This is a genomic window from Pseudomonas sp. GW821-FHT02C04 (genome assembly GCF_059421845.1).
On sequence record NZ_JBWKVT010000001.1, the window covers coordinates 1,477,277 to 1,499,169 of the forward strand.

Genomic DNA, 21,893 nt, shown 5'->3' on the forward strand with positions numbered 1-21,893 from the left:
GAGGCTGCGATCAACAGAGCGCAGCCTGCGATGGCTTCAACGGGGGGAGTCAGTCCTTGAAGTCCGTGGACAGCGCCAGCGCATTCCACTCCGCCAGTTCCTGTGCCACCAATCGATTCTTCGCTTCGATCCGCGCGACGGTGTCGCTGCCCAATGCCAACCGTTGCGGCGGGTTCGGCGCATTGACCAGCGCCAGCATGGCTTCGGCAAACTTCACCGGATCGCCCGGCTGCGCATGGTTGGCGGCTTCGGCGAAAGTGCGCATCTTGCCGACGGTTTCGTCGTAGTCCGGCAGCACCAGCGCGGTCTTGACCAGCGATTGTTCATCGAGGAAGTCCGTGCGGAAGAAGCCCGGCTCGACCACCGTGACATTGATGCCCAATGGCGCCAGTTCCTGATGCAGCGCTTCGCTGATGCCTTCCACCGCGAACTTGGTGGAGCCGTAGACACCCCAGCCCATGTAGGCCTGATAGCCGCCGATGGACGAGATGTTGATCACCCGCCCGCTGCGCTGGGCGCGCATGTGCGGCAGTACGGCGCGAGTCACGTTGAGCAGGCCGAAGACGTTGGTGGCGAACAGGCGCTCGGTTTCGCTGGCGCTGGTTTCCTCCACCGCGCCCAGTACGCCGAAGCCGGCATTGTTGATCAGCACATCAATGCGGCCGAAACGCTTGATGCCTTCCGCCACCGCTTGGTGTGCCTCTTCTTCGCGAGTGACCTCCAGGCGCACCGCCAGCAGGTTCGGGTGCTCGCCGAGGCGGTCGGTGATGTCTTGCGGATTGCGGGCGGTGGCAATCACGGCGGCACCGGCACGCAGGGCATGTTCTGCGATGAGGGTGCCAAAACCACGGGAAGCTCCGGTAATCAGCCAGGTACGCATAGCAACTCCTCCTGTCAGTGACCCTGGCGTTATTGCCGGGCCTTCTCAATGAGTTGATGCGACTTTAAAGCCGTGCTACTGATGTGATAATCCCAACAAAATTACATGACTTTATGAAAGGCATTCATCAATGAAAAACCCGTCCACGGCGGATCTGTCGATCTTTCTGAGCATCGCCCAGCATCTGAATTTAAGTCGTGCTGCGGTGGATCTGGGCCTGACACCTTCGGCGCTGAGTCACTCGTTGCGTGCTCTGGAAAACCGCCTCGGCGTGAGGCTGTTCAATCGCACCACCCGCAGCGTTGCCCTGACCGAGGCCGGTGAGCGTCTTTACGCCCGGTTGAAACCGGCGTTTCGCGATATCGAAGATGCGCTTGAAGACCTCAACCATTTTCGCGACAAGCCTTCGGGCAATCTGCGCATTACCTGCGGGCGCCAGGCGTGCGAGCTGGTGCTGCTGCCGATTGCCAGCGAGTTCCTGCAGGCTTATCCGGACATTCGTCTGGAAGTGGTCGAAAGCGATGCGCTGCTGGATATCGTTGCCGCTGGATTCGATGCCGGCGTGCGTTTCGGCAATCGGCTGGAGGCGGACATGGTGTCTTTGCCCATCGGACCGAACATGCGTTCGGTGGTAGTGGGTTCGCCGGCGTTTTTCCAGCGGCATCCCGCGCCACAGAAACCGGAAGACCTGCATGCCCTGCCCTGCATCCGTCACCGGTTCCCGAGCGGTTCGATGTACCGCTGGGAATTCGAACGTGGTGGCATTGAACAGGAAATCGAAGTCAACGGGCCGCTGACCCTGGGCGATGTCAGCCTGATGGTCGGCCCGGCGCTGCAAGGCCTGGGACTGGCCTATGTGTTCGAAGACATGGTCAGCGAGCACCTCGCGGCCGGGCGTCTGGTGCAAGTGTTGGCGGACTGGTGCCCGTACTATCCGGGGCTGCATCTGTATTACCCGAGCCGGCGCCATGTACCGGCGCCGCTCAAGGCTTTCATCGACTTTGCCCGCAACGTTCGCGACGGTAAAACGGGATAGCTACAGATACTTCAACCAGGCGATGTCCCGTCGCCGAGCCTTCAATGCCGAGAACCAGCGCACGGCCGGAAACAACCCGACCGCCAGCACCATCGCCGCCAGCCACACCGCCGCCACCGTCGAGAAACCGAAATAACTGCCCTGATTGAGCCCGACCAATGCCACGCCAATCAGGTACAGCACCTTCAGCGCATACAGGTGCAGCAGATAGAAAAACATCGGCGCCGAACCGAACACCGTCAGCCAGCGAATCCAGCGTCGATCCTGCGCACGCTCGAACACCAGCAACAGCAGCAGCCCGACGCTCACCGTCAGCGTGATGAACAACAGCGACGGCGGGTACTTGGTGATGTTGAAAAAACTCATCAGGGTTTGCAGGCTGCTGTCATTGAGCGACCACGGTTTCTCGCCGTAACCGTTGACCAGCCGCAGCGCCACGAAACCCATCAGCCCGGCGATGCCAACGATCAGCAAACGCCGCTGGCGCACACCCGCATCGGCCATTCGGGCAAACCATGGCCCCAGCGCGTAACCCAGACCGATCACACCGATCCACGGCAGTAGCGGGTACGAAGTACGCAGGCGCAAAGATTCGCTGACTTCGATCCAGCCCCGGTCATGCAGGATTGCCCAAGGCACGTGCAGCGCCGACTCCGTTCCGAAGTGCAGACCGTCGAGCAGGTTGTGTCCGGCGATGATCGCCAGGCTCAGCGTCAACAATAGCCAGCGAGGCAGCCAGACCAGCAGCGACAGCGCGATCATGCTCAGGCCGATCGCCCAGATCACTTGCAGGTAGATCACGCTCGGCGGCAGCTGGAACGTCCAGGCGAAATTCACCAGGGTGAATTCGAGCACCACCAGGAACAAACCACGCTTGAACAGAAAGGCACTGACGTCAGCCTTGCCGTCGTACTTCTCCCCGAACAGCCACGCCGACAACCCGGTCAGCAGCACGAACACCGGCGCGCAGAGATGCGCCAGGGTGCGACTGAAAAACAGCGCCGGCTCGGTGCTGGCGATGTCCATCGGATCGGACACCTGACGATGCAGCAGAAAGGTTTCGCGCACGTGATCCAGCAACATGAACAGAATGACCAGGCCGCGCAGCGCATCAATGGACAGCAGCCGGCCAGTCGCCGGCGGGACGTTTCGGGGAACAGCAAGGGTCATGAAGGGTTCGCAATCGAGTGAAGAGTTCGACCGGGCCGTGTGCAAACGGCCCGACTATTTGCGTTACCTTATAACATGAAAAGTCGCTTCAATTGCTAACGGTTCTCAAGCCGTTTGCAGTTGCTCAAGCAGCACCTGCAACGGATGACGCACCGCCCGGTCGGCCTGGCGCTTGACTTGGCTGCGGCACGAATAGCCGGTCGCCAGTGCTTCGCCCCGCTCTGCCGGTGCCTCGATCTGCTTCGCCCAGGACTGCTCGTAAATCACCGCCGAGGTGTCGCGATTGCGCGCTTCGTGCCCGTAGGTGCCGGACATCCCGCAGCAACCGGTGGCCTGGGTTGTCAGCTTCAAGCCGACGCGTTCGAACACTTGCTCCCATTGCCGGGTGGCGGCGGGCGCGTTGGTCTTCTCGGTGCAATGCGCGAGCAGGCGGAAGCTTTCGCCATTCTGTGAATCCGTCCGTTGCGGCATGACTTTCAGCAGCCACTCCTGCACCAGCGCCACTTCCGGGCATTGCTCCATCCCCGGCACCTTGAGGTACTCCTGGCGATAAACCAGGGTCATCGCCGGGTCGAGCCCCACCAGCGGCACGCCGATCTCGGCCAGAGCACGCAATTGCCCGGCATTGCGCAACGCCGCGCGATTGAACGCCGAGAGGAAACCCTGCACATGCAGCGGCTTGCCGTTGGCGCTGAACGGCGCCAGATAAACCTGATAACCCAGTCGCGAAATCAGTTCGATCAGATCCGCCAGCAATGGCGCCTCGAAATACCGGGTGAACGCGTCCTGCACCAGCACCACACTGCGTTCGCGTTGCGCCTGAGTCAGCGCCGAAAGCACCTCGACCGACGCCGGTTGGACCTGCCAGCGACGCATGGCTGCGTGGAAATCGAAACGGCTGAGCAACGGCACATCGACCATGCCACCAAGGCGCTCGATCAAGCGACGGCTGAACGAAGCCCCCATCAAACCGTTGTAGAGAAACGGAATCCGCGCCATATACGGAATCGTGTATTCCAGCGAGGCAATCAGATAATCCCGCGCGGGCCGCAGGTAACGGGTGTGGTACAGCTCGAGAAACCGCGAACGGAAATCCGGCACGTTGACCTTCACCGGGCACTGCCCCGCGCAGGACTTGCACGCCAGGCAGCCGGCCATGGCGTCGTACACCTCGTGGGAGAAGTCTTTTTCCTGCGCACGGCTGTTGCGCCAGCGCTGCAGCAATGTGCTGAAAAACGGCGGACGACGACTGGCATCAGACAACACATCAACACCCGCCTCGCCCTGCAAACGCAGCCATTCACGAATCAGCGAGGCACGGCCCTTGGGCGATTGCGCACGCTGTCGAGTGGCTTTCCACGACGGGCACATCGCATCGTCGGGATCGAAGTTGTAGCAGGCGCCATTGCCGTTGCAGTGCATGGCCGCGCCGTAATCCTGCCAGACTTTCTCGTCGATCTGCCGGTCCAGTTCGCCGCGCAGAGTCACTTCGTCGATCTTCAGCAATGCCGCGCCGGGAATATTCGGCGTGGCAATCTTGCCCGGATTGAACTGGTTGAACGGATCGAACGCCGCCTTCAAGGCTTGCAACGCCGGGTACAGCTCACCGAAGAAGGCCGGCGCGTATTCCGAGCGCAGGCCCTTGCCGTGCTCGCCCCACAGCAGACCGCCATATCGCTGGGTCAGCGCAGCGACGCCGTCGGACACCGGTCGCACCAGTGCCGCTTGTTGCGGGTCCTTCATGTCGAGAATCGGCCGCACGTGCAGCACGCCGGCATCGACGTGGCCGAACATGCCGTATTGCAGATTGTGGCTGTCGAGCAGTTCGCGCAGCTCGGCGATGTACTCCGCCAGATGTTGTGGCGGCACGGCGGTGTCTTCAACAAATGGTTGCGGCCGCGCTTCACCGGCAACGTTGCCGAGCAAACCCACCGCTCGCTTGCGCATGCCGTAGACCCGATTCACCGCCGCGTGACCGACGGCCAGCGTATGGCCCAAGCGCTCGACTGTGGCGTCGGAGCCCAGGTGGCGGACAAAATCCTCGACCCGGCCTTGCAGTTCCTCGGGATCGTCGCCGCAGAACTCCACCAGATTGATCCCCAGCGTTGGCCGCTCGGCGCTTTCCGGGAAATACTCGGCGACGCCATGCCAGACGATGTCCTGCATCGCCAGCAACAGCACTTTGGAGTCGACGGTTTCGATCGACAGCGGCTTGAGCGCCATCAACGCCCGCGCATCGCGCAAGGCATCCATGAAGCCGGCGTAGCGGATGTTCACCAGCATCGTGTGCTTGGGGATCGGCAACACGTTGAGCTTGGCCTCGACCACAAACCCCAGCGAACCTTCGGCACCGCACAGCACGCTGTTGAGGTTGAAACGGTTGTCGGCCTCGCGCAGGTGCGCCAGGTCGTAGCCGGTCAGGCAGCGGTTGAGGTCGGGGAAGGTTTGTCGGATCAGTTCGCCCTGCTCATCGATGATCTGCCGCGCGCAACGGTACACCTCGCCGGCCCGCCCCTCACGGGCGCATTCCGCCGCCAGCTCACTTTCTTCCAGCGGACGGCCGTGCAATCGCTCGCCACCGCGCAGGACCATGTGCAATTCCAGAACATGGTCACGGGTCTTGCCGTAGGTGCAACTGCCCTGGCCGCTGGCGTCGGTGTTGATCATGCCGCCAACGGTGGCGCGGTTCGACGTCGACAGTTCCGGGGCGAAAAACAGCCCGGCGGATTTCAGTGCCGCGTTGAGTTGATCCTTCACCACACCGGCCTGCACCCGCACCCAACGCTGTTCAACGTTGATTTCGAGGATGCGGTTCATGTGGCGCGACAGGTCGACGACGATGCCATCGGTCAGCGATTGCCCGTTGGTGCCGGTGCCGCCGCCGCGAGGCGTAATCACGACTTTCTGGTAAGCCGGTTCGGCGATCAGGCGTGCCAGCAGCGCCACGTCATCGGCGTCGCGCGGGAATACCGCCGCTTGCGGCAAGCGCTGATAGATCGAGTTGTCGGTGGCCAGCACCACGCGGCTGGCGTAGTCAGCGCTGATTTCGCCACGAAAACCGTTGGTTTCAAGGGCTTTGAGAAAGTGTTGGTAATCGGTGTTCAACGCGGTGGAAGGCGACAGCTGGGCAATCATCGGGCGTGCAATCTCGGTCAAAAACGGGCCGTGTGGCGGTGAACAGTTGTGCGCAATGAATGATTGCGTCACGCTCCCGCCATCTCATAGGCCTTATGTTCATTGCAGAGCGATGCCGGGACAACCGTAAAATCGACCCGCAATCCATGACTAAAACGAATGAATCCGCGAACCCTCACCCCCTCGATGTCGTTGCTGCTGGCGTTTGAAGCCGCCGCACGCCATGAAAGCTACACCCGCGCCGCCCACGAACTGTCGCTGACCCAGAGTGCAGTCAGTCGTCAGGTGCAGATTCTGGAAAAGATGCTCGGCATGCGCCTGTTCAGCCGTGAAGGCCGCCGGGTGATCCTCACCGACGTGGGGCGCATGTATCAGCGCGAACTGTCCGAAGCCCTCGGGCAGATCCGCAGCGCGACGTTGCAGGCCATGGCGTTTGGCTCGGGGATTCACAGCCTGCGCCTGGCGACCTTGCCGACTTTCGGCTCGAAATGGCTGCTGCCGCGCCTGAAGGATTTCTACACCGCGCACCCGGGCATGACCGTGCACCTGCATTCGCGCATCGAAGCCATCGACTTCGACACCAGCGAAATCGACGCGGCGATTTGTGTCGGCGGCGGTGACTGGCCGGGGCTGACCGCCCACCGCCTGCACACCGAAGAACTGGTGGTGATCGCCAGTGCGCAATTGTCCGACGCCGAACGTCTCGCGGCCAACAAGGATATCGCCGGGCAGCTTCTTCTCAATGTCAGCAGCAATGCTCAGGCGTGGTCCGAGTGGTTCAGCCATCACGCCCTGCCCCATCGCAGCATGCGCATCGGGCCGAGCTTCGAGATGACCTCGCACTTGATCCAGGCCGTGCGCGCCAATATCGGCATCGGGCTGGTGCCGAGGATTCTGGTGGAGGATGAATTGCACAACGGTGAGTTGCTGCAACTGGGTGAACCGATCAGCAGCCGGCGCAGCTATTACCTGGTGTACCCGGCGCGTAATGAATCATTGGCGTCGTTGAAGGCGTTTCGGGATTGGCTGGTGCAGACGCTTTGAGAGGATGCCGGCCCGTAATGGGCCGGCATTCAAAGCCTAGTGCATGCTGGAAAGTGGCTTGCGATCAACTGTCACTGGGCATTACGCATCCTGCAGAATCAGATCCGCACCCTTCTCCGCCACCATCAGCACCGCCGCATGGGTGTTGCCCGACGTCACGTTGGGAAAGATCGACGCATCGACAATTCGCAGCCCGTCAAGGCCATGCACCTTGAGGCGCTTGTCGACCACCGAACTCTGCTCGTCCGCACCCATCGCGCAGGAGCCGCACAGGTGATAGATCGAGCCACAGTTGTCACGGAAGTACTGGAGCATCTGCTCGTCGGTTTCCACTGCCGGCCCCGGCAAAACTTCATCGACCGTGATGCCCCTCAATGACGGAGCGCCCATGATCTTGCGCATCAGGCGACTGCCCTGGATCACCTCGTCGATGTCCTTTTGCGTGCTCAGGTAGTTCGGGTCGATCAACGCCGCATCACGGGGATTCTTCGAAGCAATCGTGATGTGACCACGACTGGTCGGGCGGCACGGGTTAAAGCACAGCAGGAAACCTGAATACGGCTCGGGCTTGAGGCTGGCCTTGTTGTTTTTCGGAATCTGGTACGACAGCGGATTGAAATACAGCTGCAGGTTCGGATGGCTCTGCTCCGCGTTGCCACGGAAGAATCCGCCAGCCTGATTGACGCTCATCGCCAGCGCGCCCTTGCGGGTCAACAGGTACTTCACGCCGAGTTTGAACTGGCCGAACAGCGAGCTCAGCTCATCGTTCAGGGTCGGGATATTGGCCTTGTAGTAGTAGCTGACGCACAGGTGATCCTGCAGGTTCTGCCCTACCGCCGGCAGGTGTTTCACCACCGGAATCTGATGTTTCGCCAGCAAGGCACGATCCGCCACGCCGGACAGTTGCAGGATCTTCGGCGTATCGACCGCACCAGCGCACAGGATCACTTCCTTGCGCGCCGTGAAGGTCCTCACCACGCCATGCTGGGTGATGGAAATGCCGGTGGCGCGCTGCTGGCTTTCATCGAACAGGACACGGTCGACCAACGCGTAATGCTCGACCGTCAGGTTCGGCCGGCTCAGCGCCGGGTGCAAATGGGCGAAGCTGCTGGAGCTGCGCTGACCGTTGCGAGTGTTGACGTCATAGATGCCCGCGCCTTCGAATTTCGGCCCGTTGAAATCGTCGCTGCGTGGATAGCCGAGCTCATCGCAACCCTTGAGAAACACGTCGCAGATCGGGTGGGTCTGGCCGGCCATCGGGGTGATGCTGATCGGGCCGCTGCCGCCGTGGTATTCGCTGTCGCCCAGCGGATGGTTTTCCAGTTTGCGGAAGTACGGCAGCACATCCTTGAAGCCCCAGCCATCGTTGCCGTTGGCCGCCCAGTCGTTGAAGTCATGGGCCTGACCACGCACGTAGATCATCGCGTTGATCGAACCCGACCCGCCCTGGACCTTGCCGCGCGGGGCGTAGATTTCGCGATTGCCCAACTGCTTCTGCGGCTGGCTGTAGTACATCCAGTTGAAGGTCGGGTTGTAATACATTTTGGCGAAGCCGACCGGGATCTTGAACCACAGGGAACTGTCCTTGCCGCCCGCCTCCAGCAGCAGCACCGTGTGTTGGCCCGAGGCCGAGAGCCGATTGGCCAGCACGCAGCCAGCGGCGCCTGCGCCAGCGATGATGTAGTCGTATGTCATGCACGGTTACCGCGTAAGTCTTTTTATCGAACCCGCCCGTAGCCGGGCGGGGAAATCCCGTCAGCCCTTGGCCGGCGATGTGTCTTTGACGTCGGCCGGGGTCGGGGCCATTTGCAGGTGCAGGCGCTCGCCGGTGTACGGCGAATGCTTGCGCACCACGTCCATGTTCAGCTCCACGCCCAGGCCCGGCTCGGTGGACGGAATGATGTAGCCGTCCTCCCACTGCAACGGTTTTTTCAGGACCTCGGCGTGGAAGCCGCCCCAGGTCTCGATGCTTTCCTGGATCAGGAAATTCGGCGTACAAGCCGCGAGCTGGAAACTCGCTGCAGCACCAATCGGCCCGTTGTACAGATGCGGGGCGATTTGCGCGTAATAGGCTTCGGCCATGCTGGCGATCTTCTTGCCTTCGAGCAGGCCGCCGCAGCGCGCCACGTTCATCTGCAGAATCGACGCACCGCCGGCCTGCAACAGCTTGAAGAACTCGTACTTGGTGGTCAGGCGCTCACCAGTGGCAATCGGAATGCTGGTCTTGGCCGCGACTTGCGCCATGGCTTCTTCCTGGCCCGGCGGCACTGGCTCTTCGAACCACAGCGGGTCGTACTTCTCCAGGCGTTTGGCCAGGCGAATTGCCGAGGACGGAACCATTTGCCCGTGGGTGCCGAACAGCAGATCGCATTTGTTGCCCACCGCTTCGCGAATCTTGCGGCAGAAGGTTTCGCAGCGCTCCAGCACTTCCAGCGAGATCTGGTGCCCGGAGTACGCGGTGTACGGCCCGGCCGGGTCGAACTTCACGGCGGTAAAGCCCTTGTTCATGTTGTCGATGGCGCATTCGGCGGCCAGGTCCGGATCGTCGTAGTCGTACTCGCCACGGCTGTTGACCGGATACAGGTAGGTGTAGGAACGCAGGCGTTCGTGGACCTTGCCGCCGAGCAGTTCGTAGACCGGTTTGTTCGCGGCCTTGCCGATGATGTCCCAGCAAGCCATTTCCAGGCCGCTGACCACGCCCATCATGGTCAGGTCGGGACGCTGGGTGAAACCGCTCGAATAAGCCTGACGGAAGAAACGTTCGATGTGGTGCGGGTCCTGATTCAGCAGGTAGCGTTCGAACACGTCTTCGATGATCGGCAGCATGGCTTTGGGGCCGAAGGTTGCAGCGTAGATCTCGCCGACGCCTTCGATGCCGCAGTCGGTCTTGAGCTTGACGAACAGCCAGTACATGCCGCCGATGTGCGGTGGCGGTACAGCAACGATATGGGTTTCAAGGGCGACGATTTTCATCTCAGGCACCTGTCTTGTTCAAAGAGGTCTTGTTCAAGGATTTGCGATTGATCCGGGCACGCAGGGTCACGGCAGCCAGGGTGCCGATCAGACCGATAGCGGCGATGTAGCCGAAGTACAGCTGGTAGCCGAGGGCACCGGGGAAATGTTCAGTGAGGTAGCCGTTGATCAACGGGATAAAAGCATCCGGCATGTAACCGACCACCGAGACGATGCCGATGGCCAGTCCGGTGATGCGCAGCGGAATGTTGCAGCTGTCGAGGATCGCCCAGTACAGACCGCGAATCGCGTAGGTCATCAGGCCGATGAAAATCACTGTCGCGATCAGCAACCCCATGCTGTTGAGCGCCGGGAACACGATCAGCCCGACAATCGCCAGACTCGCCAGCAACAGCGCGACGATCAGTACCGAGATGTTCGAAAACTTGTCTCCCAGCCAGCCGCCACCGATGCCGCCGATCGGGCGCATCCACAGTTTGATGGTGGTGATGGTCCCGGCCATCACGGCGGTCAGGCCGCTGCCTTGCAGGTAGTCCGAGAAGCTGTAGGTGGCCCAGAAGATGTGATAACCGCAGAACACGATCGCGGTGACCAGCCACAGCTCAGGGATCTTCACCAAAGTCGCCAGATCAGTGAACAGGTTGAACTTACCCTTCTCCACCGGCGGCGTGTCCTCCATCGACTTCGGGTCCTTGATCAGCACCAGCACACAGCCGATGGCAATACAGGTGAAGGCGTAGAGGTAAACCACGTGCTTGAAACCTTCGGCGGTGGACTCGCCACGGGTTTCGGTGGCGTAGGCGAACAGCCCCAGCGCGACCGTCGCCAGCAATGCCTCGACCAACCCACGCCCGCCATCGAGGATGCCGAAGAATCGGCCCTGCTCGGTGTGATGGGCAATCATCTTCACGCGCTTGAGCACCGAGGCCCAGAACGTCAGGCCGGTGGTCAGACCCCAGCAACCGAAGATGATCATCAGCCCGGTCATCGACGGCGCCGTCGAGTACCACAGCCCCAGCACGCCGGTGGCCACCAGCGAGAAGAAAATCAGGAAACGCGGCGCGATACGGTCGGCCAGCCAACCGCTCGGCAAGTAGCTGAGGAGAAAGATCGTGCCAAGCATCGAGTACAGATAACCCAGCTCGCTGTGGTTGATCTGGAACACCTCGAGCATGGTGGTCTGGTAGACCTGGCGCAGGTACAGAATCGGATAGATCGCACCGGCGGCGAGCACCAGCAACATCAGTTGGAAATAGCGACTTCCCTTGTCGCTCTGGCTTTTCGAAGCCGAGTTGGAACCCTGAACAGCGGCAGCAGAGGATGCATGCTTGGACATTGAAGTGACCTCGGGCGACCCGTGCTCCGGGCGCCCCTGATAATTGTTTTTATAGGTGTAGCGTGAGGCGTGATGCGGTGGATCAGTACTTCATGACCACGAGTCGGGTCTGGGTGAATTCGAGCATGCCGTGCTTGCCGTCATCGCCGCCCAGGCCCGAGCGTTTCCAGCCGGCGTGGTAGCCCTGGTACGGATCGGCCGGGGTGCGATTGACGTACAACTCGCCGGCTTCGATGGCGTTGGCGACTTTCTGCGCGGTGCGGTAGTTCTCGGTGTACAGCACCGACGACAGGCCGAACTGGTGGTCGTTGGCCATGGCCAGCGCTTCGTCGATGTCGCGGTACTTGAGCACCGGCAGCACCGGGCCGAAGATTTCTTCCTGGACGATTTCCATGTCCTGACGGCAGCCGCTGAGCAGCGTCGGCGGGTAGAAATGCCCCGGGCCTTCAGGCAGCACGCCGCCGCTTTCGAGAACGGCGCCGTCGGCAATCGCGCGCTCGACCATGGCGTGGATGTTCTTCTGCGAACTGGCGTTGACCAGCGGGCCCATCAGGCTGGCGTCTGTGGCGCGGTCGCCGAACTTCACGGCAGCGATTTTCGCTTTGAGCAGCGCGAGGAAGCGGTCGTGAACGCTTTCCTGCACGTAGACCCGCTCCACCGCCGTGCACAACTGGCCGCAATGGGTGGTCTTGGAGGCGATGATTGCGCTCGCGGCGGCTTCAAGATCAGCGTCGGCCTCGATGATTGCCGGGGTCTTGCCGCCCAGTTCCAGCGACGGCTTGGCGATGTTGGTCTTGCAGTAATCGAGGACGATGCGCCCAGCGTTGACGCTACCGGTCAGGGTGATCAGGCCCACGGCTTTATGCGTGCAAACGGCTGCGGCGGTGGCGTGATCCATGGTCAGGATGTTGATCACACCGGCCGGCATGCCCGATTGCACCACGGCTTTGGCGATTTCGAATGCCGAGGTCGGGGTGTTGTTGCTCGGACGCACCACCACGGTGTTGCCAGCAATCAGCGCCGGAGCGATTTTGCGCAGCAAGGTGTAGACCGGGTAGTTGAACGGAATCAGGCACGCGACGACACCAATCGGCTCGCGGTGCAGGAACAGGTTTTCGTCGGGACTGTCGCTGGGAATGATCTCGCCTTCGATACGGCGCGCCCATTCGGCGTGGTAACGGGTGATCTGCGCGGCATAGCGGGCTTCGTTGCTGGCGTCGCTCAGGCTTTTGCCGGATTCGGCGGCCAGTGCGGCGCCGATGGCTTCGGCGCGATCTTCAAGGGCCGCAGCGAACGCTCGCAGGTGCTCGGCACGCTCGATGCTGGTGAGTTTGCCCCAGGTCTTCTGCGCCTTGGCGGCGGCATCGACTGCTGCCGTGGCTTCTTCGGCAGTGGCGGCCGACACCTGGCCGATCAACGCTTCGGTGGCCGGGTTGTAGACCGCGATCAGCGCCGCGCTGGCCGGCTCGATGAAGTGGCCGTTAACAAAATTTCGCTCGACTCGCATGTGCATCGCCCATCGTTTGTTTTTATCGATGCCGCCAGTCTTGTCATCGACAGCGGGTTCAACAAACGATTTATCCGGCGATCAAACATTCGAAAAAGGCACGTTACTCAGAAAATCGCCTTCGAAGGCTCAAGCTGGCGCTGCGCCAGCCAGATCTCTTCCTGCAACCACTGACTGAACGCCTGCAATTGCGGCATCTGCGTCTGTTCCGGGCGGGTCACCAGCCAGTAGGACTGGTGGCCTTCCACATGCACGTTGTGCACTTGGGTCAACTGCCCGCTGGCCAGCTCCGAGGCGACCATGTGCCAGTCGGCAATGGTGATTCCCAGACCATCGACCGCCGCCTGAATCGCCAAATCCAGCAGGTCGAATTCATAACCGCCCTGGGTATCGACACCGCTGATGCGCGCCGCGTCGAGCCAGTGTTTCCAGGTCAGGTAGCGCTGGTCCTCCCGGGCCAGCACATGCAACAGCGTCAGGCGATTGAGGTCGATGCCCTGATCGCCGCCCTCCCGCGCATACAGGGTCGGCGCGCACACCGCGATGTGCCGTTCCTGAATCAGCAGTGAACTGTCGAGCCCGTCCCACTCGCCGTCGCCAAAACGGATCGCGCAATCGAGGGTGCTGGTTTCCGCGAGACTGTCCTGCAAGCGGGTGGTGATGCTCAGCTCCAGCTCCGGATGCTGCTCGCGCAAACGCCCCAGGCGCGGCATCAACCAGCGGCTGGTGAAGGTTGGCGGTGCGTTGATGTGCAAGCGATTGGCGTGGGTTTTCTGCTGAATGCTGCGCACGGTCAGCTCGATCTTGTCGAACGACTGATGTAGCGCCCGCAGCAGAATCTTGCCGGCACCGGTCAATTCGAGATGGTGATGGCGGCGCTCCAGCAGACTCTCGCCGAGCTGCTCTTCCAGTTGCCGCACCTGACGGCTGACCGCGCTCTGGGTGACGTTGAGCAACTCGGCGGCGCGGGTGAAGCTGCCGGTGCTGCCGGCCACTTCGAATGCTTTGAGTGCATTCAGGCCGGGCATTTTGCGTTTCATACAAGGCACTCGAAAACCACTGACAAGGCGCAAAGCATCCCACGACATTGGCGAATTGTCCTACAGGATTTTCTGAGTAACATGCATTCGATGCAGGTTTCCCCACCGTTTTTATCGTTTGTTCAACAACCCGCAGATGGCAAAACTGCGCGGCATCTCTAATAAAAACAATCGAGAGCCGCTCCATGCCCTTCCCAGCCTCTTTGCGCCTGCGCACAACCTCAATCGCTCTGTTCTGCAGCTTTGCCGCCCCGGCCATGGCGGTCCAAGTCACCGACAATCTCGACCTTGGCGGCGCCATTCGTGCCCGCTGGGACGTGGACCCGGATCGCGACATCCAGAAGTTCGGCCTCGACACGGTGTTCCTCAGCGCCAAGTACAACTCCGATTCGTGGATCGGTGAGGCGCAGTACCGCTTCTACGGTCGCTCCTACCCGTACCAGTACACCAAGAACTACGGCGACATCCGTTTCGCCAAGTTCGCGTGGGTCGGCTACAAGTTCAATCCCGACCAGCAAGTGCAAGTGGGCCTGAACACCGTACCGTTCGGCTTGCAGCCGTACTTCGGCAGCACTTTCTACGAAACCCTGGGCAACGTCATCGGCCTGGAAGACGTGCAACAGATCGGCACCAAATACATCCAGCAAAGCGGCGACTGGAACATCCAGGCCGGTTACTACCTGCGTCCGGCCTGGCAAGGCAAAGGCACCAGCAAAGGCGTGACGTATTCGAGCGTGGTGTCCGAAGCCGACAGCTACGTGGCCGACGGCAGCAACAACCAGGAACGCAACACCGTGGTGCTGCGAGTAGCCAGGTCGCTGGATCTGGGGCCGTGGAAATCCGAGGTCGGGATCTCCGGCCTGACCTCGAGCATCGAGAACAAGGACACCAACAATGACGGCCGGCGCAACGCCGTGGCCGTGCACTACATGGGCAAGAACGGCCCCTGGGGTGTGCAGTTGCAGGCGGCGCGGCAGCAGATGTCGCCGCGCAACCCTGGCAGCGATGAAGTGGTGACCCTCGGTGGCTACGACGGCACTTACAACGTCGCCAGTCGCGGCAATCTGTACGTGGCTGATCTGAGTTACGACGTGGGCGGCAAATACTTGTTTGACCAGATCAGCGGGATCAAGCTCTACGCCAACTACAGCGCCTTCGACAAGTCTGCCAGCGGCTTCAAAACCTCCGAGCGGATGATCCTTGGCACCTCGTTCTCGGTCAGCAAGTTGTGGGTCGCGACCGAATGGCTGTTCGGCAAAAACGATCCGTACATAGGAGGCAGCAGCTACACCCAGAGCCTTGGCGCGGGGGGGCTGGATCAGTGGGAGAATCAGTTATATGTGAACGTCGGGTATTACTTCTGACGTTCGAAAAAATCGCAGCCAGGGCTGCGATTTTTTTTGCCTGCCCGTTGCGAATTCACCTTGCATCCGCGCCGCCCCGATAGTCAGATAGCCCTCACCCCAAAACTACAAAAACCGCCCGATCCGGAGTCCCGCCTCCATGCGTCAACTGCCCTCGCTCAACACCCTGCGTGTGTTCGAAGAAGTCGCCCGCCATCGCAGTTTCAGTCAGGCCGCCATCGGGCTGAACGTCACCCAGGGCGCGGTCAGTCGCCAGATCAAACAGCTTGAAGACTACCTCGGCGTGGCGCTGTTCGTGCGCACGCCTCAAGGGCTGTCGCTGACCGAAGCCGGCAGCAATCTTTCCCCGCATCTGGCCGAGGCCTTCGACCACATCGAGCGCGCCTTGCAAGCGGTGCGTGTGCCGAATCTGCGCCAGCGTTTGAAAGTGCTCGCACCGCCGACATGGGCCACACGCTGGCTGTCGCCGCACCTGCGCGCGTTCTGTCAGCGCTACCCGGACATCAACCTCAGCGTGACCAACCAGATCGGCCACGACAGCCTCACGGAAGTCGACTGCCACATCCGCTTCGGCCTCGCGGCAGCGCCCCACTGCGCCAGCCAATTGCTGGTGATGGAACGGCACATCGCAGTGGCCAGCCCGGAGCTGTTCAACGGCGATCAGCCGCCGGATCTGCGGGAATTTCCATTGCTGCACATCCTGCACGACGGCAAGCGCTTGAAGGTCTGGGAGAACTGGCTGGCAGCCATGGGCCGGGATGACATCGATGCCGGGCAAGGGCTGGAATTCAGCACCCTGGACCAGGTGATCCACACCACGCTGGCCGGCGGCGGCCTGGCGGTAATCGACCGACAGATGATCGAAAAGGAACTGGCCAACGGCAGCCTGCTGCCGATCACCCCGATTGAGGTGATCGGCCCTTATGGGTATTGGCTGGATGTGGCGAATGACAAGCAGGGGTTGTCGAAGGTGAAGCTGTTTACCGAGTGGCTTGATTCTGTACGAAATCCCTTGAAAAACACTCAGTGGACTCCCGAGAGTTGAGATTCCTTAGAGTTCGCAGCCATCGAAGAAAGGAATTCATTGATGGCAGAGCGGTATGAACTCTCCGATACTGCAACCGGTAATCCCACTGCGCAGCATGAAGTTGCAAGCCCAAACCGGGTTCACCCAGAATGTTTGACCGCCCCAAGTATCGGCAGCGCAACATCATCGAGCGAATGCTCGGCTGGCTGAAGGAAAACCGCCGTATCCTTACGCGCTTCGACAAACTCGCAACAAGTTCAGCGGCGATGGTCTTACTGGCTTGTGCCATGCGGTGTTTGAGCTTCTTGTTTTTTCAAATGAATTTTTTGCCCACCTAACAGCAATGTTGTCCCTACGCCAAATAAGCCAACAAAACACGTAGCTGCAACTATAATCAAAGTCAATGAGAAACCGTATAGATCCAATAGCCCACCAAAAACAGTATAGGAAATGCCGATAATAACGGAGTTAACTAAGTTTGCAACAGAGAGGCAAGATGCACGGATGCGCGACTCAACATTATCATGAATATAGGTTTCATATGAGGTCTCATAGATGGCAGGGAGCGACATAATTAGTAGAAATATTACAACTGAAGCGATTGTTCCGATGTCCAATGACAAAATAAAAAGAAGAAAAGTAACAATAACAGTAGTAGTGAACGCAATGATGCCGAGAGAGAACCTGGAACAAATAAAGCCGGCAGCCACGAACATGCCCGCCGATATAGCTTCAACGGCAGCATAAATACCAGCAATGACAGGAACTTCCAAGCCCTGCATAGAAAAAAATGGCTGACCATAGATAAACAAAGGGATTGTTGAAAGCTCGAACAAAGCATATCCAATAAATAAAGGCATAAGAAGAGCGCCTTTTTTAGAGCGAAAAAAACCAATTAACAAAGTGAAAATCCCCTCTGTTTTTTTGTCGCTCATAACGTTTGCTTTATTGGTACTCAGTGAAATAGACGGGAGCTTGATTTCGGGAATGAGTGTTACAACAATAGCGCCAAAAAGCTTTGATATCGCAAAGAAAATATATACGCTATTCCAAGACCAAGTGTCTTGCAATACGCCACCCAGCAGCATGGACAACCCTAATGATACTGCTCCAATGGCACGGGCACGCGATAGTATTTTAGGATACTCTTCAGCTCGATTTTCAGCTAGTAAGTTATCATACAATAACGCCCTGTCTGAACCGGAGCCCATAGCGATACTCGCGCCGAATAGGCAAAATATAATTGCGAAAGGAATAAAAGATGAAAACAGCAAAAAACCAATACCACTTATACATAACCCTAAGAAACCGATCATAAGAGAAACTTTGCGGCCATATCGATCTGCGAGCAAACCAGATGGAATTTCCAACGCTACGGAAGAAAAGAATAAAAAAGATTGAAGAACACCTATCTCCCCCTGTGTAATACCAAGTTGCAGCAAGTAAAGCACGAACAAACTTCTCTGAACATCCATGTTCATAAAAATTGACAAGGAATAATATAAATTATCATTTTTGTTTTTGAAATTACTTAATGCGCCCATTTTTATTCAAATACCTGTTTTTTTGTAAATTCAAAAGAGTTGAAATTTAAATTTAATGTGCATGCATCTGTTTTTGAAGGCCCCAATTTTGCCAAATACTGAAAAGCTTCCCACGCGATAAAGTTGGCAACAATCGAATTTGTTATTCCATTGGACGGAAACCGTGCAGGAACAATTGTTTTTTTACAAACGCTGCGCACCTCTCTTATCCAGCGTAAATAGGCCTGAAATGAAGATCTCTTTTTGAGAAGCGGCCCAAGGATACCGTTGTTAATACCAACGGCACCGAACAACGCCGATGTGCCTGCTTTTACTGCTGCGTTAGCGACGTAACTCTGAATAGCCCCTTTAGGCTCATCAGCGCAACAGATTATTAAATCCGCACCCTTCGCCAACTTCGCCAACTGTCTGCTGGACGTTATCTCAGCTATAACGGATGTTGCATCGATTACTTTTTGATTTTTCATTAATCGCTGAGCAAGTATGTCTGCTTTATATTGACCAATATCGTCTGAACCAAAAACAAATTGGCGATTAAGATTGTTCATGCTCACTGTGTCGAAATCAATTAAAACAAAAGATCCCACACCCGAACCGGCAAGACTTTGTGCGACTAAAGCTCCTGTACCACCGCATCCAACAACTACTATTGATGAGTTTTTTAGCATCTGGCTCATTTCTTGATTTGGTGCAACAGCCTCATTCCACGACCACTGCATAGTCTGTAACGGCGTCATCCCACAAGGCGGGGCAGTATGAATGAGATTAGCATCTCTTAGTTTTCGAAGAAGGCTTCCTTCTGGTTCATTACCAAACTCTGCTGCTACGCCCACTGTACTCAACAGATGAAGTAGATTAGCAGTCTCAGGACTAGGGGAATTGATACTTTTTATGCCATTCTCTGTGATCAATTTAAGTTGATTGCCATCACTAAGAACAACGACGTCACCACGCAACACCCATAGACTTTCTTTCTTAAGCAAGGTGGGAGTCCTCTTTTATATTCGTATCAGCTATATTTTTAACAAACATAGCCATAGGTCTATAAACCGTTTCAGCCAACATCATGGGCAAGACTTCATTGCTGGACTTGGAGTAAAGTTTTAGAAAAATGGATTTAATAAAGCTAATCGACTCAGCGGAGGTATCCAAGCCAGATATTTTTCTTTGAAAGAGCGCCAGACGCAAACTTTTTTCACTGGCTGCATCTACAATCAGCGCCTTCAATATTTTCTTTTCTTCATCTGTGAGTTCTTGCCAGAGTTGACTGCACTCCACATTCAGGTGAAGTGACTTTTTTTTATTTTTCTGTCGTGGCTCAACGAATGCTTGAAGCAAGGTCTCTGCGTGGCTCATTGTTTCAAACGGGCTATTTAACCGTTGATAATTTGCAAGAACAGGGAAAGAGTAATATGAAGAAAACGCAGACCATGATAATAGTATTTTTGTATTGGCGTTAGGAATGACATCTAATGCCTTGGTTAGTCCAATGCCGCGATACTGTGGATGTACAATAACCCGGAATGATTGCAATACATACTTATTAATGTCTGAAAACACAGGAAATATGTCAAACGCTTTTGGCCACGGGCGAATACATAAATTAACACCCACCAACTCTCCTTTAGAGTAAGCGGTGACAACATGATCAACTAAAGGCGCTAACATATCAATGTCATTCGGGTTGTCATTTTCATAATGATAGCGAGAAAGTTTTTTATAATCGTCCAAAGTGCCTTTTTTAATTTCTATTTCCAGGCGATTTAATATATTCGTGTTTTTTGGTTTTTTATTAACAACACGATGCTCTCCATTAGAAAGAAGTTTGATATGAATATCAGGATTCAAGAAGTCGACAATGTCATCATGGCAACTTGCAATAAAAGCGCTTTGCTTATTGGAGCGAAGGATTTTCCCTAAATTCATGGCAACAATTAGAGCTGTGCGCCTGTCCAAACGAGTAGTAAATTCGTCAAGGATAAGTGGCCCTGTTCCCTGGAGTAGGGCTAACGCAATAAGAAAGCGTTCTTTTTGTCCATCAGATAGGTGAGAAAATGGGCCAATCAATATACGTGGTTCTCCCAACCCAAATTTTGAAAGATAGCGGATGACCTCACCTGCATCTCCACACGATATAATTTCCGCGATAGATTTCTCTTTATCAATGTCGCTTTGTATTTCTCTAACGCTTGAAAAATGTCGAGAAATATCTTTTAAAAGCAAACTTTTACCAACGCCACTTTCCCCTGTTATTATAACAATTCCGCCTGTAGGAATATCTAACCTTGATAGCGGCTCCATCCACCCGTCTTCGGACAGGCCAAAAGTTCTAATTATATCTTCGCAAACCTTGCTCGAACCATTTAGCGGGGGAATATGTAAATCCACTTTTGCATGTATCATATTCATAACGTCGCCCTCATTAGCTGCATAGTTGCAATGGGTATAGCAATTTTAAAAATCAACATTACTCAAGCAAATGCTTGGAATCGCACCAACTATCACGCCCGGGCATAATTCATCCAATAAATCATCAAGCAGTTGCCTATGCGCATTGCTAAATACAGATGACTTTAATGTATTAACATATAATTGCTGTGCTTGTGATTCACTTCGCCAGGCCGGACACAATATTAATGATGCATATCTACCCCAAGCATCATCAGTTGGTCCAGAAACTATCATTAGTCGCATAGCAGCTTTAACTTTAGGCGCTGAATAGCTGTCAGAAATGGGGGTGCACGATATACCATTTTTATGAAGAGTCGTCGCAATAGACCAAGCTACTGTTGCATTGGGATAATAATCGGAAAAAGCCAGAGTAAGACCATTTCTCGATGCTATCGGCGACCATTCTAAAGGTGTTAAATTTCTTAGCGGCACTGGATCATCAGATAGTGTGGAGGCTCTTGCCCAACCTACGTGCTCTCCGCAGTTGGTGTTTTCTAGAATATTTTTAATTTCTTTGCGAAGTAATTTCTTGTCATCTCCAATAAGCTCGCCTGAGAAAACAAGAATAGCTCTAAGAGATGTTTTCTTAACGATACGCTGTCCATTTGCTGAAGGCATGGAGTTAAATGGAGTAGCGGTGTCTGCTGTCTGATTAATAATTCCTTTTTCATAAAGAGTGATATTCTCTTCAGGATTGCGAACAACTTCTATGAGAATAGGAGGGATGCTGTCGTGAGGGCAAAAAGCCTCCCATCTATTAGGGGCAATTTCACAAACTTGTCGGGCCCCTGGCCATCTATTAGTACGAAACGGTATCCAAGCAGGAGAGGATAGCAATCCTTCAAAGGCTGGAACTTTTTCCTGAAACCTGATAATGGCACTTCCATCTTGCGCTAACCCTAACGTTGCTTTACTCATGATTAGATGACGGACAATGACATCGTGGCTAGCGAGATGATTAAGCCCATTCAGATAGTCTTTTCCTGAAATATTACCCAGGTGACGACTGCTATTAACATTGGGAGAAAGGATATAGGTATGCCCCTCATCTTTAGTATTTATATCACAGCCGCCTTCTATACTCACGTTTGGGAGTGGCGTATATAATGGCGCTCTTGGAGGAAGCGCTCCCAAACTCGCTAGTTGTAGCGCCCCATAGTTTCGAGGAGACTTTAATGACCCAGGAGGCGCGTCCACAGCAATTCTGATTAATTTATTTTTGTCCGTCACACAGCCGCCTTGCTTAGTGCCAGTTTGTCAGGAATGTCGGGGGTATTATTTTTTTGTGGAGCGCGTTGCTTAAGAGGCTCTGAATAACATTTGTCGCAAGAACAGCGAGCAAAAGATTATTTGGTTAATTCGTTGTCAATCTTGATATTTTTAATC

16 protein-coding genes and 1 pseudogene are annotated in these 21,893 nt (G+C 56.4%); 5 read left to right on the forward strand and 12 right to left on the reverse strand.

What is annotated here, in order from left to right; translation table 11 throughout:
* Positions 1–49: 49 nt before the first annotated feature.
* Complete coding sequence (locus AC07VV_RS06650; protein ID WP_495035733.1) at positions 50–880, reverse strand: oxidoreductase; 831 nt, start codon at positions 878–880, stop codon at positions 50–52.
* A gap of 130 nt (positions 881–1,010) precedes the next feature.
* On the opposite strand from AC07VV_RS06650, the gene AC07VV_RS06655 reads away from it, so the two are divergent.
* Positions 1,011–1,916, forward strand: coding sequence for a LysR family transcriptional regulator (locus AC07VV_RS06655; RefSeq protein WP_495035734.1), 906 nt, complete (start codon positions 1,011–1,013; stop codon positions 1,914–1,916).
* On the opposite strand, the gene AC07VV_RS06660 is transcribed toward AC07VV_RS06655, so the two are convergent.
* Together AC07VV_RS06660 and ydiJ are read right to left on the reverse strand one after the other, a co-directional pair.
* Positions 1,917–3,086, reverse strand: coding sequence for an acetyltransferase domain-containing protein (locus AC07VV_RS06660; RefSeq protein WP_495035735.1), 1,170 nt, complete (start codon positions 3,084–3,086; stop codon positions 1,917–1,919).
* A gap of 105 nt (positions 3,087–3,191) precedes the next feature.
* On the reverse strand, positions 3,192–6,221 hold the full coding sequence (gene ydiJ, locus AC07VV_RS06665; RefSeq protein ID WP_495035944.1) for a D-2-hydroxyglutarate dehydrogenase YdiJ: 3,030 nt from the start codon (positions 6,219–6,221) through the stop codon (positions 3,192–3,194).
* A gap of 159 nt (positions 6,222–6,380) precedes the next feature.
* Between ydiJ and AC07VV_RS06670 the strand changes: the two genes are divergently transcribed.
* Positions 6,381–7,265, forward strand: coding sequence for a LysR substrate-binding domain-containing protein (locus AC07VV_RS06670; RefSeq protein ID WP_096820109.1), 885 nt, complete (start codon positions 6,381–6,383; stop codon positions 7,263–7,265).
* 81 nt (positions 7,266–7,346) lie between these two features.
* Here the strand turns inward: AC07VV_RS06670 and AC07VV_RS06675 are convergent, their stop codons facing one another.
* From AC07VV_RS06675 to AC07VV_RS06695, 5 genes are all read right to left on the reverse strand, one after another.
* Positions 7,347–8,960 (reverse strand): GMC family oxidoreductase, encoded by a 1,614-nt coding sequence (locus AC07VV_RS06675; protein WP_495035736.1) that lies wholly within the window; start codon positions 8,958–8,960, stop codon positions 7,347–7,349.
* 60 nt (positions 8,961–9,020) lie between these two features.
* A complete protein-coding gene (locus tag AC07VV_RS06680; protein ID WP_085731929.1) occupies positions 9,021–10,238 on the reverse strand; it encodes a mandelate racemase/muconate lactonizing enzyme family protein in 1,218 nt (405 codons plus the stop codon).
* A gap of 1 nt (position 10,239) precedes the next feature.
* Complete coding sequence (locus tag AC07VV_RS06685; protein ID WP_495035737.1) at positions 10,240–11,574, reverse strand: MFS transporter; 1,335 nt, start codon at positions 11,572–11,574, stop codon at positions 10,240–10,242.
* A gap of 82 nt (positions 11,575–11,656) precedes the next feature.
* A complete protein-coding gene (gene aldA / locus AC07VV_RS06690; protein WP_495035945.1) occupies positions 11,657–13,081 on the reverse strand; it encodes an aldehyde dehydrogenase in 1,425 nt (474 codons plus the stop codon).
* A gap of 107 nt (positions 13,082–13,188) precedes the next feature.
* Positions 13,189–14,121, reverse strand: a complete 933-nt coding sequence (locus tag AC07VV_RS06695; RefSeq protein ID WP_085711383.1) for a LysR substrate-binding domain-containing protein — start codon at positions 14,119–14,121, stop codon at positions 13,189–13,191.
* Positions 14,122–14,306: 185 nt separating this feature from the next.
* Between AC07VV_RS06695 and AC07VV_RS06700 the strand changes: the two genes are divergently transcribed.
* From AC07VV_RS06700 to AC07VV_RS06710, 3 genes and pseudogenes are all read left to right on the forward strand, one after another.
* Positions 14,307–15,485: a hypothetical protein gene (locus tag AC07VV_RS06700; protein WP_495035738.1), complete on the forward strand. Its 1,179-nt coding sequence runs from the start codon at positions 14,307–14,309 to the stop codon at positions 15,483–15,485.
* 139 nt (positions 15,486–15,624) lie between these two features.
* Positions 15,625–16,530, forward strand: a complete 906-nt coding sequence (locus tag AC07VV_RS06705) for a LysR substrate-binding domain-containing protein (protein WP_495035739.1) — start codon at positions 15,625–15,627, stop codon at positions 16,528–16,530.
* 70 nt (positions 16,531–16,600) lie between these two features.
* Positions 16,601–16,850: pseudogene (locus AC07VV_RS06710) on the forward strand (IS5/IS1182 family transposase); the annotation flags it as partial.
* On the opposite strand, the gene AC07VV_RS06715 reads toward AC07VV_RS06710, so the two are convergent.
* The 4 genes from AC07VV_RS06715 to AC07VV_RS06730 are packed head-to-tail and all read right to left on the reverse strand — an operon-like array spanning position 16,785 to position 21,737.
* A complete protein-coding gene (locus AC07VV_RS06715; RefSeq protein WP_495035740.1) occupies positions 16,785–18,056 on the reverse strand; it encodes an MFS transporter in 1,272 nt (423 codons plus the stop codon). The pseudogene AC07VV_RS06710 and the gene AC07VV_RS06715 overlap by 66 nt on opposite strands.
* Before the next feature lie 2 nt (positions 18,057–18,058).
* Positions 18,059–19,039 carry a HesA/MoeB/ThiF family protein gene (locus tag AC07VV_RS06720; protein WP_495035741.1) on the reverse strand — a complete coding sequence of 327 codons (981 nt, stop codon included), beginning with the start codon at positions 19,037–19,039 and terminating at the stop codon, positions 18,059–18,061.
* Positions 19,032–20,465: an ATP-binding cassette domain-containing protein gene (locus AC07VV_RS06725; protein WP_495035742.1), complete on the reverse strand. Its 1,434-nt coding sequence runs from the start codon at positions 20,463–20,465 to the stop codon at positions 19,032–19,034. Before AC07VV_RS06725 ends, AC07VV_RS06720 begins: the two co-directional genes overlap by 8 nt.
* A 45-nt stretch (positions 20,466–20,510) precedes the next feature.
* Positions 20,511–21,737 (reverse strand): hypothetical protein, encoded by a 1,227-nt coding sequence (locus AC07VV_RS06730; protein WP_495035743.1) that lies wholly within the window; start codon positions 21,735–21,737, stop codon positions 20,511–20,513.
* Positions 21,738–21,893 lie beyond the last annotated feature (156 nt).

What these genes read in the sequence shown, in the direction of transcription:
- AC07VV_RS06680 (WP_085731929.1), bottom strand. Translation starts at nt 10,238, where the DNA reads ATGAAAATCGTCGCCCTTGAAACCCATATCGTTGCTGTACCGCCACCG.
- AC07VV_RS06675 (WP_495035736.1), bottom strand. Translation starts at nt 8,960, where the DNA reads ATGACATACGACTACATCATCGCTGGCGCAGGCGCCGCTGGCTGCGTG.
- AC07VV_RS06695 (WP_085711383.1), bottom strand. Translation starts at nt 14,121, where the DNA reads ATGAAACGCAAAATGCCCGGCCTGAATGCACTCAAAGCATTCGAAGTG.
- aldA (WP_495035945.1), bottom strand. Translation starts at nt 13,081, where the DNA reads ATGCGAGTCGAGCGAAATTTTGTTAACGGCCACTTCATCGAGCCGGCC.
- AC07VV_RS06685 (WP_495035737.1), bottom strand. Translation starts at nt 11,574, where the DNA reads ATGTCCAAGCATGCATCCTCTGCTGCCGCTGTTCAGGGTTCCAACTCG.
- AC07VV_RS06705 (WP_495035739.1), top strand. Translation starts at nt 15,625, where the DNA reads ATGCGTCAACTGCCCTCGCTCAACACCCTGCGTGTGTTCGAAGAAGTC.
- AC07VV_RS06725 (WP_495035742.1), bottom strand. Translation starts at nt 20,465, where the DNA reads ATGAATATGATACATGCAAAAGTGGATTTACATATTCCCCCGCTAAAT.
- ydiJ (WP_495035944.1), bottom strand. Translation starts at nt 6,221, where the DNA reads ATGATTGCCCAGCTGTCGCCTTCCACCGCGTTGAACACCGATTACCAA.
- AC07VV_RS06670 (WP_096820109.1), top strand. Translation starts at nt 6,381, where the DNA reads ATGAATCCGCGAACCCTCACCCCCTCGATGTCGTTGCTGCTGGCGTTT.
- AC07VV_RS06655 (WP_495035734.1), top strand. Translation starts at nt 1,011, where the DNA reads ATGAAAAACCCGTCCACGGCGGATCTGTCGATCTTTCTGAGCATCGCC.
- AC07VV_RS06660 (WP_495035735.1), bottom strand. Translation starts at nt 3,086, where the DNA reads ATGACCCTTGCTGTTCCCCGAAACGTCCCGCCGGCGACTGGCCGGCTG.
- AC07VV_RS06715 (WP_495035740.1), bottom strand. Translation starts at nt 18,056, where the DNA reads ATGGGCGCATTAAGTAATTTCAAAAACAAAAATGATAATTTATATTAT.
- AC07VV_RS06650 (WP_495035733.1), bottom strand. Translation starts at nt 880, where the DNA reads ATGCGTACCTGGCTGATTACCGGAGCTTCCCGTGGTTTTGGCACCCTC.
- AC07VV_RS06700 (WP_495035738.1), top strand. Translation starts at nt 14,307, where the DNA reads ATGCCCTTCCCAGCCTCTTTGCGCCTGCGCACAACCTCAATCGCTCTG.